The 10,972-nt window shown below is 34.0% G+C and carries 17 protein-coding genes; 14 read left to right on the plus strand and 3 right to left on the minus strand.

Annotated features, from left to right (window positions below; all coding sequences use genetic code 11):
- On the minus strand, positions 1-1,383 hold a 1,383-nt coding region (locus tag AC1UFB_RS20135), incomplete at its 3' end, for a recombinase family protein (RefSeq protein WP_482589920.1).
- Positions 1,384-1,394: 11 nt separating this feature from the next.
- Positions 1,395-2,051: an XRE family transcriptional regulator gene (locus AC1UFB_RS20140; protein ID WP_025907773.1), complete on the minus strand. Its 657-nt coding sequence runs from the start codon at positions 2,049-2,051 to the stop codon at positions 1,395-1,397.
- A 189-nt stretch (positions 2,052-2,240) separates the two neighbouring features.
- Between AC1UFB_RS20140 and AC1UFB_RS20145 the strand changes: the two genes are divergently transcribed.
- Both AC1UFB_RS20145 and AC1UFB_RS20150 read left to right on the plus strand, forming a co-directional pair.
- Entirely contained in the window at positions 2,241-2,483 is a 243-nt protein-coding gene (locus AC1UFB_RS20145) for a helix-turn-helix transcriptional regulator (protein WP_309599123.1), read from the plus strand.
- Between the two features lie 77 nt (positions 2,484-2,560).
- Positions 2,561-2,701 (plus strand): hypothetical protein, encoded by a 141-nt coding sequence (locus AC1UFB_RS20150; protein ID WP_241475226.1) that lies wholly within the window; start codon positions 2,561-2,563, stop codon positions 2,699-2,701.
- Positions 2,702-2,876: 175 nt separating this feature from the next.
- On the opposite strand, the gene AC1UFB_RS20155 is transcribed toward AC1UFB_RS20150, so the two are convergent.
- Positions 2,877-3,248 (minus strand): hypothetical protein, encoded by a 372-nt coding sequence (locus AC1UFB_RS20155; protein ID WP_241475228.1) that lies wholly within the window; start codon positions 3,246-3,248, stop codon positions 2,877-2,879.
- A gap of 162 nt (positions 3,249-3,410) precedes the next feature.
- Between AC1UFB_RS20155 and AC1UFB_RS20160 the strand changes: the two genes are divergently transcribed.
- The 12 genes from AC1UFB_RS20160 to AC1UFB_RS20215 all read left to right on the plus strand — a co-directional run bounded on the left by AC1UFB_RS20160 (position 3,411) and on the right by AC1UFB_RS20215 (position 10,851).
- The gene (locus AC1UFB_RS20160; protein WP_482589924.1) at positions 3,411-3,773 is read left to right on the plus strand and encodes a hypothetical protein; all 363 of its coding nucleotides are present in this window, start codon (positions 3,411-3,413) and stop codon (positions 3,771-3,773) included.
- Positions 3,774-3,884: 111 nt separating this feature from the next.
- Positions 3,885-4,436, plus strand: a complete 552-nt coding sequence (locus tag AC1UFB_RS20165) for a host-nuclease inhibitor Gam family protein (protein WP_482589926.1) — start codon at positions 3,885-3,887, stop codon at positions 4,434-4,436.
- 2 nt (positions 4,437-4,438) lie between these two features.
- Positions 4,439-5,122, plus strand: a complete 684-nt coding sequence (locus tag AC1UFB_RS20170; RefSeq protein ID WP_482589927.1) for an AAA family ATPase — start codon at positions 4,439-4,441, stop codon at positions 5,120-5,122.
- Complete coding sequence (locus AC1UFB_RS20175; protein ID WP_427623665.1) at positions 5,122-5,478, plus strand: hypothetical protein; 357 nt, start codon at positions 5,122-5,124, stop codon at positions 5,476-5,478. The genes AC1UFB_RS20170 and AC1UFB_RS20175 overlap by 1 nt, the downstream gene beginning before the upstream one ends.
- Positions 5,479-5,494: 16 nt before the next feature.
- The gene (locus AC1UFB_RS20180; protein ID WP_427623667.1) at positions 5,495-5,974 is read left to right on the plus strand and encodes a DUF669 domain-containing protein; all 480 of its coding nucleotides are present in this window, start codon (positions 5,495-5,497) and stop codon (positions 5,972-5,974) included.
- A gap of 84 nt (positions 5,975-6,058) precedes the next feature.
- Positions 6,059-8,401: a phage/plasmid primase, P4 family gene (locus AC1UFB_RS20185; protein WP_482589930.1), complete on the plus strand. Its 2,343-nt coding sequence runs from the start codon at positions 6,059-6,061 to the stop codon at positions 8,399-8,401.
- A 315-nt stretch (positions 8,402-8,716) separates the two neighbouring features.
- Positions 8,717-8,956 carry a primase-like DNA-binding domain-containing protein gene (locus tag AC1UFB_RS20190; RefSeq protein WP_427623671.1) on the plus strand — a complete coding sequence of 80 codons (240 nt, stop codon included), beginning with the start codon at positions 8,717-8,719 and terminating at the stop codon, positions 8,954-8,956.
- Positions 8,944-9,375, plus strand: coding sequence for a hypothetical protein (locus tag AC1UFB_RS20195; RefSeq protein ID WP_482589932.1), 432 nt, complete (start codon positions 8,944-8,946; stop codon positions 9,373-9,375). The genes AC1UFB_RS20190 and AC1UFB_RS20195 overlap by 13 nt, the downstream gene beginning before the upstream one ends.
- 3 nt (positions 9,376-9,378) lie before the next feature.
- Positions 9,379-9,918 (plus strand): ERCC4 domain-containing protein, encoded by a 540-nt coding sequence (locus tag AC1UFB_RS20200; RefSeq protein ID WP_482589933.1) that lies wholly within the window; start codon positions 9,379-9,381, stop codon positions 9,916-9,918.
- 25 nt (positions 9,919-9,943) lie between these two features.
- A complete protein-coding gene (gene fbpA / locus AC1UFB_RS20205; RefSeq protein ID WP_427623681.1) occupies positions 9,944-10,102 on the plus strand; it encodes a Fur-regulated basic protein FbpA in 159 nt (52 codons plus the stop codon).
- A gap of 10 nt (positions 10,103-10,112) precedes the next feature.
- A complete protein-coding gene (fbpA, locus tag AC1UFB_RS20210) occupies positions 10,113-10,301 on the plus strand; it encodes a Fur-regulated basic protein FbpA (RefSeq protein ID WP_482589935.1) in 189 nt (62 codons plus the stop codon).
- Positions 10,288-10,851, plus strand: coding sequence for a dUTP diphosphatase (locus AC1UFB_RS20215; RefSeq protein ID WP_482589937.1), 564 nt, complete (start codon positions 10,288-10,290; stop codon positions 10,849-10,851). The genes fbpA (AC1UFB_RS20210) and AC1UFB_RS20215 overlap by 14 nt, the downstream gene beginning before the upstream one ends.
- Positions 10,852-10,972: the final 121 nt, after the last annotated feature.

A 10,972-nucleotide genomic window follows, 5' to 3' on the forward strand; every position in this document is an offset into this window, starting at 1 on the left:
TCCTCTTTTATATTCTTCTTTGGTATCAATAACGATTTGCGTGAAAATGCTATTCATTAACTGCTTTCGTTCATGATCAGTAGAGTATTCCCATACAGTATCGATGTTAGAGATAATATATTTTGTTTCTTCATTGGCAGTTTTGCTACTTTGATTTATACTTTTCAATTCTTTATTGATTTCTTTTTCTCGTTCTCTAAGTTGGTTAGATTTTTTTATCAACTCGTCAATGTCGATAATATCATTTTCGTACATCTTCTTTTGTTTATCTAAAAGTTTTTCAAGGTTTTTCAATTCATTAGTCAATTCATTGATTTTTTCATCTGAGTAATTAGATGAATCAGTGGAATTATATATATTTCCAACAAGTTTATCAAACATGCTAAAAATTGTTTTTGTTAAATTATCTTCTAAAATAATATGACTAGTACAATTCTTGCCAGCTTTTTTTCCAGAGCATCTGTATGTCTTTTTACCAGCTGATTTATGACCCGAAAGAGAATGACCGCATCGTGCGCATTTTAGTAGGGTTGAGAAATAATAATTACTAGTGTGCTTTTTTCCTCCACCATTTCTTCTTTTGTCCAGTAGATCTTGTAAAGCCCAAAATTCGTCTTTAGAAATAATCGGTTCATGACTGCCTTCATATAGAGTTTGCTCTCTGGGTGGTTTTTTATAGTCTTTGGAGTTTTGATTAAAGGTTAAGTATCCGGCGTAAACGGGATTGTTGGCAATATCTCTTACTGAGTCTACATGCCATTCTCCACCTTTACGAGTTGAAAAGCCTTTGTTTGTTAAATGTTTAGCCAACGTATAAAAGCCAAAGGTTGTTGTTTGTTTGAAAATTTCTTGTACAACTGCTTTTTCTTTATCATTAACGACTAATTTCTTTTCAACGATTTTATATCCGTAAGGAGCCATGCCGCCTTTCCACATACCAAGCTTTGTTTTTTTCTCCATACCTAAACGTACACGTTCACCTAAATTTTCACGTTCCCATTGAGCGATAGCTGCTACTAGTGTTATAAATAAACGCCCCATAGCATTTGTTGTGTCATATACTTCAGTAGCACTTTTGAACATACAGTTATTATCATCGAGTATCTTTAAGATTTTATATAAGTCCATAACAGAGCGTGTCAGCCGATCTAAGCGATAAACTAATAAAACATCAATATTTCCTTGCTTCAATGTGTCCATCATTTTTTCAAAAGCAGGTCGTTGCAAATCTTTAGCTGAATAACCTTCATCAATGTACTTATCTACTAACTCCCAACCTTGAGATATGCAATATGCTTCTAGCTTTTCAATTTGAGCAGCAATTGAAAAACCGTGTTTGGCTTGTTCATCAGTTGATACCCTTACATAGACAATACATTTCATGGAGCATCCTCCTAGAATTTAATATCAAGGGGTGGCATGTACCAAACTAATTTCCCTTTAATATGAATAGGCGTATGTTCTTGCGTTTTGGCATCATAGTATTGGGTTTTGTGTTTTGGATTGAAACTTTCCGGCTCAAGAGTAATACCGTTTTGGAACTTAAAAAATCTTTTTAGTGTTGCATCATAGCCATTTACTGCCACAGCTGCCACATCACCATTACGGACTTCTTGAGTAGGATCAATTAAAGCTAAGACATTAGGAGGAATGAGTTTATTCATACTATCACCATTAACTGTTACTAAAAAAGCATTAGGATATCTTTCTGCTACTTCTACTGGGACATTAACCCACTCTTGAATTGGAGCCATATCTAAAGGCAAACCAGCCGCAATAGATCCTAATAAAGGCATTCTTACTGAATGACCTTCAATATTTTTAGGTGCGTGTGGTTTCTTTGATAAAACATCCATTTTATCTTCGATAATATCACTTTTTAAAATTCCAAAATGATCTGCGATTTTTTGAATAGCACCCATTCTAGGATCTTTAACTTCATTTTCCCAAGTTGATACAGCTTTATCAGAAACACCAGCTATTTCTGCTAATTCTTTTTGGGATAAGTTATGTAGTTCTCTTAATTTCTTAATATTTTTCCCTATGCTCATTTTTATTACCTCCGACCTAATTTATATACAATATATTATACCAAAAGTAGAAAACATTCAATCGAAAGTAGAAAAAATTCTACTTTTGTAGAAAAAATAGAGAACTTATTGTAGAATTTAATGTTTTTTAATTAGTTGACATTCTACTTTAGGTAGATTATTATGTGGTTGTGAAGGAAAATAAGTGAGGTGATAAAGTTGAAATTCACTTTAAAACAAGCAAGATTGCTTAAAGGTCTCACTCAAAAAGAAGTCGCAAAAAAGCTAGGTGTCCATGTGCAAACTTACAGTAACATGGAAAAGAACCCTGATGATGTAACAATAGGAGAAGCAAAATTAATTAGCGAAATATTGGGGTTTAGTTATGATTTTATTTTTTTTAGTGGTGATTCTACTTTAAGTAGACTAACTAACGGTGATTCTACTTTTTAAAGTAATCGCCGTTAGCATCTAATTTTATGATTTGTCCTGCCACTCCTTCCACATATGCTTTATCGAGGTGATAACTTATGGATCTTAGTGCATTTCAAATGACAGAAGAAAAAATTAGAAAGATAAGACCCATTGTTGAAAAGGCTCTTTCAAGAAAATATGGGAAAGAAATTAAAATCCTTGAAATGACTGTTGGAGGGATAACAGTAAAAATTTAAGAAGGAGTAAACAAGTAATCGAGCTGACTTCAAAAAGAAAAGTAAATGTGAAGTAAGTGAGATACAGCGTTCAGAACTATTGACGGTAGTAGTACTAAACGAAGTATCTCAAAGGTTAAAAAAGAAATGTATCATATCTAAAAAAAGGGGTCTTATATTGATTGGAAAAATCATATTAATTGTTTCTGGAATCTTCATTGGCAAGTTGATTGTCTACTTTTTTGAGCTTTCTGTTAAACGGATGAAATATTGCATCAAAAGCACCCCAACAAAGAATAAAAGTAAAAATAGCAGTGACAAAAATAAAAGTCAGTAACACGCCTGAACCAAATAAATTAAATATTAAACCAATGACAATTATGAATAAGTAGATTAAACAAATAAAAAACTGTTTCCTAGCCATGGTTATATCTTTTAAGGTAGTTTGCTCATTTCCAGATTCGAAGGTTGATGTTTTCACTTTATTATTTTTTAAGGATTCCAGTAATTTGGCAATAATTGAACAAATTAAGGTTGCAATTATACCCGCAACTATATTTTCAAACATATTGTACACCTCCTTTTTAAGGTAGCAGTGTCTAGGGAGACAAGACTATTTTATCAAATGCAAGTAGAAGAAGTATAAAAAACTAATAATAATAAAAAGGATTTCGACATAGCTGTCACATCTCTTATCAAAAATAAAAATCGCAATTAGGGGGAAATGCTGGTGCATGTGCTAGAGCTTTCAAATTTTTTTATTCGCTATGAAATGAACATGGTATTGAAAGGTCGTTTGAAAGTTGCAGAGTTTGCTAGAAAGCAACATGAACGTTACTGGAACTTGTACTTGAAGGGAGGTGGAAAGTTGTCTCAAATTGAAAACCCAATGATTTTAAGAAATGGATATGGTATTACAGATTCACAAGAAAAAGAACCTCAGATCGTGTCCGTATGTGATGGTTGTGATTCAAGTATTGTGGAAGGTCAAGGGATGCTTGATTGGGGGTCTATTCATTTACATGATGACTCAGTTTGTATTTCTAAATATGTTCGTAAGGACTCAATTAAAAAAATTGCAGGTGAACAATAAAAAGAATCTGCACGGGCAAGGTGCAGACTTCAACTCGATTAAGGTGATATATTCAAATTAATTTTTAACATACTTGGGAAAATAATTCAATAGGGAAGGGATGTTCTTTACATGAACCAACTTCAACAAATGGAAATTTTAGAGGTTGAAAACACTGAACAATCACAAAGAGAATCTTTTCAGATTACTGATATAGAAAGTTTAAATTGGGTTTTTCGTAAGATTTCAGCATTAGCTGCGAAAGAAAAAAGTGTAAAGCAACTAGCTGATATTGAACGTGCAAGAATTAATGATTGGGAAAATCATGAGTTAATTTCTCTCCATAGTGATAAAAACTATTTTGAAAGTCTTGTCTCAACTTATCACGCTAAGCAGCTAGAAGAAAATCCAAAAGCTAAAACACTATCTACACCTTACGGGAAATCGAAAAGCCGTGCTACAAAAGAGCAACCTAAAGCAATAGATAAAGAAAAGCTTTTACATCATGTGAAAGAGTCCGGCATGGATGAATTTATTAAAGAAGAAGTGAAATGGGGCGAATTAAAGAAAGTCCTCCACATTCATGAAGTAGACGGTAAGCAAGTAGTGATTGATGAAAATGGAGCAATTGTAGAAGGTGTTGCGATTGAACCAGCAAGCTTGAGTTTTAAAGTGGAGGTGTGATGATGGAAACTACAAACGGATCTCAAATATCAAAAAGTGAAAGAGCAAAAGTCATTATCTATTCAAAGCCTGGAGACGGTAAAACAACAGTTGCAGGATTGTTACCTGGTAAAACATTAGTTCTTGATATTGATGGGACAAGCCAAGTGTTAAAAGGGTACGCAAATGTTGATGTAGCAAAAATTAATGTTGAAGACCCTCACAAGAGTATCTTAGAGTTTTATGCTCATGCGAAAGCGAACATCTCAAACTATGACAATATCTTTGTGGACAACCTTACTCATTATCAAAAGCTTTGGTTAATGAATCGAGGAGAGAAAACGAAAAGTGGTATGCCGGAGTTAAAAGACTATGCTTTATTCGATAACCACTTGTTAAAAGTCGTTGAAACGTTCAATGGACTAGATGCTAATGTTATCTACACCACTTGGGAAACGACACGCAATATAATTCATGATGATGGCCAACAATACAATCAATTTATTCCCGATATTCGAGATAAAATCGTCAATCACGTTATGGGAATCGTACATGTTGTTGCTCGATTGGTCAGAAAGGCAGACGGTACAAGAGGCTTTCTGCTCGAAGGTAATCAAAGTATCTTTGCTAAAAACCATTTAGACAATCGTAAAGGCTGCGTGCAAGAAGAATTAATAATGCCATCCACAGAAGGGGAGAAAAAATAATGCTGGATTCATTGTTGTTGAAATTGAATTTAATGCAATTAGCTAAATACGACCACGAAAAACTTTTCGCGAAAGATAAAGATGGTCATATCGAAGATGTAACAGAAATGGAGATTTCAGATAAAGTTGAACTCATTGAATCTTTCGGTGAAAAAGTACATGAGGAATTTGAAGAAGGTGGTCGCTGGTCAAATTACAAAACTGAAGTTTATCAGTTTTGGCATGATAAAAAACACATTTACGTTCGTGTTGACTCAGAAATTCCTGCAACTGAAATGCAAGACGGTGGCGACTTTCAAGCACCATCAATTTACATTGTCGAACGCAAAAAAGTAGAAACATACATTTACGAATAATAGGGGGAAATAAATAATGTCATTCTTTAAATTTGATGAATCAAATGCAAGCACAGGGTTTGAACTAGTAGCAGAAGGTAAATATGAAGCAGTTATTGTAAACGCAGAAGCTGGCAAGACGCAAGCTGGCAAGCCTAAATTATCAGTAGACTTCGAGATTCGTAGTGATGTTCCGCAAAATCACCAAGGTGCGAAAGTTCTTTTCAACAACTTTACTTTTGAACATGAAGTATCAGTGAGGATTGTAAATTCACTAATCAAGGCATGCGGATTCCCAAATGGTCATCCATTTAGTTCACCAGAAGACATGGCTAAGCAATTAATTAATAAAAATTTAAAAATTACGGTTAAGCATGAATCCTATGAAAAAATAGTTGATGGTGTAAAGCAAGATCGTACTGCTGCAAAAGCTAAATACTATGATCTATCGGATGTAAATCCAGTTGCACAAAATAGTGAACCATTCACTATTGGAGATGATGACATTCCATTCTAAGAAAATTAAATAGAGAAGTTGGTGTTTACTAGCTTCTCTTTTTTATACCCATTTTTATGAAAAATAGCTTTATAGGAGGGCGAAATGAAAGAAAATCCATACAATTTTAATGAAATTCCTGCTGAGTTAAAAGCCCTACCTCAATGGATTTTATGGAAAAAAGAAGAGCGTGGTGGAAAAAGTACCAAAGTACCGTATCAAATAACAGGTGAAATGGCTCAAGCAAATAATAGGCGTACTTGGTCCACCTTTGCAACAGCAGTCAAATTCTACTTAGAAGGTGACTATGACGGAATTGGGTTTGTATTCAGTAGACAAGATAATTACATCGGAATCGATATTGATAAATGTGTTGTGGACGGTAAATCTAATACGTTCGCAACGGAGGTTATCGAAACTTTAGATAGCTATACAGAGTTTTCTCCTTCTGGAACTGGTATTCACATCATTATTAAAGGGAACCTTCCACAATCTGTTTTAGGGACAGGGAGAAAAAATACTAAACATGGATTAGAAATTTACTCTTATGGACGTTACTTCAGCTTCACTGGGAATCGTGAAAATTCAAATGATGTTTATGAGCGTACAGATGAACTCGCAGAGGTATTCGAGAAATATTTTGACGATAGCGATATCCAAGGAAGAGTGAACCTTGCTGAGTTTGAAAAAGATGAAATTAAAATTTCGAATGATGCCTTGTGGGAAAGGATGTTTCGAAGTAAAAATGGCGATGAAATTCGCTCATTGTTTAACGGCAGCTTAACAAACGATGATCATTCAGCTAGTGACCTAGCTTTATGTAATCATTTAGCTTTTTGGACAGGTAAGTCAGCAACTCGAATGGATACAATGTTCCGAGAATCAGCGCTAATGCGTGATAAATGGGATGTTATTCATTTTAGAGATACCAATGAAACGTATGGAGAGCGAACAATTGCCACTGCTATTTCTTCAACATCTACAACTATTTTAGATAGTAAAGAGCAGTTCCAAGAGTTCTCGTTTGATTTCCATGCTGGTGATGCTGCAGATGAAGTGGGAGAGAAACCTAAAAAGAAATTCCGTTTAACTGAACTTGGCAATGCTGAACGCATCGCATATGAATATGGCCATGTTATTAAATATGTTAGCGATATGGGGTGGCTAATCTGGGACGGAAAGCGTTGGAAAATAGATACAAAGAAAGAAATTGAACGAATTACAGCAAAAGTTCTTCGAGGTCTTTATAAATCAGAAGATGAATCTGAAACAAAATGGGCCCGAATGTGTGAACGTAGAAATGTTCGAATGAATAGCATCAAGGATCTCATGCCACTAGTCCCAGCCGAAAGAGAGGACTTTGACCGGCATAAATATTTGCTCAATGTTGAAAATGGCATTGTGGATTTAAAAACCGGTAAGCTGCAGCAGCATGATCGAGAGATTAAATTAACAAAAATCACAAATGTTGAATTCGATGAGACTGCTAAATATCCAACATGGTCAGCCTTTTTAAAACAAATTTTTAAAGAGGACGAAGAGTTGATTGATTATATGCAACGCCTTGTTGGTTACTCACTAACTGGAGATATTTCAGAGCAGTCAATGTATTTTTTAGTAGGTGGTGGCTCGAATGGAAAATCAACATTCGTAAATACAATTAAAAAGTTACTAGGTGATTATGGTTCGCAAACCAAATCAGATACATTTATCAAGAAAAAAGACACTGGTGCTAATAATGACATAGCTAGGCTAGTGAATGCTAGGTTTGTTTCCGCAGTAGAGTCAGAAGAAGGGGAAAAGTTGCAAGAATCGCTTGTTAAGACGATTACAGGTGGTGAGCCAATCTTAGCTCGGTTCTTACGACAAGAATACTTTGAGTTTATTCCTGAATTTAAAGTGTTTTTTACAACAAACCATAAGCCTATTATTGGCGGTGTAGATGATGGGATTTGGAGACGTGTAAAGATTATCCCGTTCACTTTAAGTTTAAAACCACATGAACGTGATAAAAAACTTGAAGAAAAGCTATCACTTGAGATGCCAGGCATTTTAAATTGGGCAATTGAAGGCTGCTTAAAGTGGCGGAGAAATGGGTTGCGTGAACCCAAAATTGTAATGGATGCAACAGGAAACTACAAAGAAGAAATGGATATTCTAGCTCCGTTTTTAGATGAAATTTGTTACACTGATGAACCAAAAAATGAAGCTATCAAGATTGAAGCGAAAGAATTATATAAAGTCTATGATAATTGGTGCTTTAGAGCAGGTGAACGTACTTTAGGAAATAGATCCTTTTATCGAATGTTAGAAACAAAAGGATTTGGTAAATCAAAAGGAGTTGGGAATAAAACATTTTTGACAGGAATTACCTTGAAAGAACGTATGCCAGTTACTAAAGGAGTTATCAAAAACGAACAAAATAGCTTTTTTAAGGTCACTCAATAACTATTTTGCTTGTTTAATAACTTTTAATAACTTTCTATAAATCCAGTCATATCAAGGGTTTGAGTTAACTTTTATTGTTATTGAGTTATTTTAGTTATTTGGTTTTCTATAATTTTAAAAAAACAAAAAAATATAAGTATATATAGAGCCGAAACTAAAAATGCTGATAACGAAAATAACTAAAATCAAACTCATCCCTTGTGGCTCTAAGCGTGAAGACGAGTTATTAAAGTAACTTTTAGTTGTTAAAAGGTCATTTTTCGTTACTATAGAGCAACTTTTTCAAATATTGATAACTAAAAAGTAGGTGAGATTTTGATAGAAAAATTTATTCAAGAAAATATCGAGCGTGATATTAAGAGTTTTGAAACGAATGAAGATTTGTATGAAAGATATAAGAAATTTTGTAAATTCCATCAGTTAGAAATCTTATCTAAACAAAAATTTGGTATACGACTGAGTAAATATAATTGCGGTAAAAAACACCGAAGGATGAAAAATTATGTGTTTGAAAACGGAAGATGGGGAGTGAAATTACTTCCATGCAAATACTAAAAATTCTATCTGATATATGGAAATCGGGCGCAGATATTTATCTTGATGAAACGGATGATCGTGTAGCAATAAAAAATCCAAAAATGATTCCAGTCGAAGTTATGCAAGCTGCGGAACAAAACTTTCAAGCAATAGATGAATGGTTCAAGTCATGGAAGAATGCCAGCAGTGAAAAAATCACAATTATGAAGATGATTCATCAATTTTGCGGATGGCAGCCTAATGACAAAATTGAACAATGGTTTTGTGCAGAAGAAGATTCATTGATGTTATTTATAGATTGGACAATTGTTCTAGCTGAAAATGGCTGGACAGATATTTACGATGATTACCGTGAATATGAAAATGATGAGTCGCACGTGATAGCAAAAGACCTATACAACAGGGCTATTACATATGCAAAACAAAAGAAGGTGTAAATTATGATTTCTTATCATTACACAGATGCAGAGTTAAATAAAATTCTCAAAACACTCACAATTGTTATTGATACACGTGAACAGGTTAATGGACATATTTTAGATTATTTGCACCAAAAAGAAGTCCCTATAAAGATCAAAAAATTAGATACTGGTGACTATGGTTGTATGATTCCTAGAAATGAAGAGTTAGGCATTACACGCGATATTTTCTTAAATAGTCGAGTAGAACGAAAAGCACACATGGATGAAATAACAGGTAACTTACAAAAAGATACCCAAACAGCATTTGAAAATGAACTTATTCGCTCAAAAGACATTCCTTTTACTTTAATTGTGGAAGACCTAAAAGGATATGAAAAGATGCTTAAAGGGCAGTATCGCTCGAAGTATAATCCGTTAGCTTTATTGGGACGTTTAAATACGTTCAAAGCCAAATATAACTTTGAAATTGTATATCTAGACCAAAAGTATAGCGGTAACTGGATCTATCATCACTTTTATTATCAAGCTAAGCATTACCTTAAAACCGGTATATTTTAATTTTTATGCTTAAAGGTGGACAAAGATGAACAACGAGCAGAAAAAAGATGAAATCAAAATGGAGCTTATTAAAATGAATTATTTTAAAACACCTGAGGGTAAGCAACTATACGAATTGTCACTAGGTGAGCTTGAACAAGTTTATGCGAATGTGAAACATTGCTATGAAAATAAAGAGAAATGAAGGTGGGCCAATGACTTTACTAAAACAAGCTGTAGAAAAACGTACAAACTATTTAATCAACGAATTAACGAAGTATGGATATTTAAGAACCAGTGATGGCAGAAGGTTATCTGAATTAACATTAACAGAGCTTGAACAAGCACATATTACCGTAAAGTGTAAATTTGCAAAGGAGATGAGTCAAGATGAACTTCACTAATCTCTTTGAAATGCAACAGCAGCTTGATGAGCGCATTATTGCCACCCATCCAGAATTAAAAGAAACAGATAATCTTCCTTGGAAAATCCTTGCTTTACAAGTCGAACTTGGAGAATGTGCAAACGAATGGCGTGGTTTTAAAAGATGGAGTAATGACCAGGAACCAAGAACAAGACTCTTAGACAGAGAGAACAGTAGTATAGATAAAACTATATGGAAAAACCCATTACTTGAAGAATATGTGGACTGCTTGCATTTTGTATTATCAATTGGATTGGAACTAGCTGAAGAGTGGATAATTGAAGAAGATTATGAAGTATATCGCTATGTGCAAGGAGCTTGGAATGTAGAGAACACTATCGAACAGTTCTTGGTAGTGAATAAAGAACTGGCTTATTTCTCAGTTGACTATGATGTCATTCATTATGTTGAACTAGTATCTCAGTTTTTAGGATTAGGGGAAATGCTGGGGTTTACCTGGAAACAAGTTGAGCAAGCATATCTTTCTAAAAATACAGTTAATCATCAGCGTCAAGAGCAAGGCTATTAATCTAATAAAGGAGATAAATTTATGACAAACATTAAACTGAATGTTTTATTTAGTAACTACTCAGACCCTATGGAATTTTTTAAAAATAAACCTGCCTTCACGTTTGATTTCTTGATAACTA

It is taken from the genome of Priestia sp. KCTC 13724 (genome assembly GCF_056820425.1).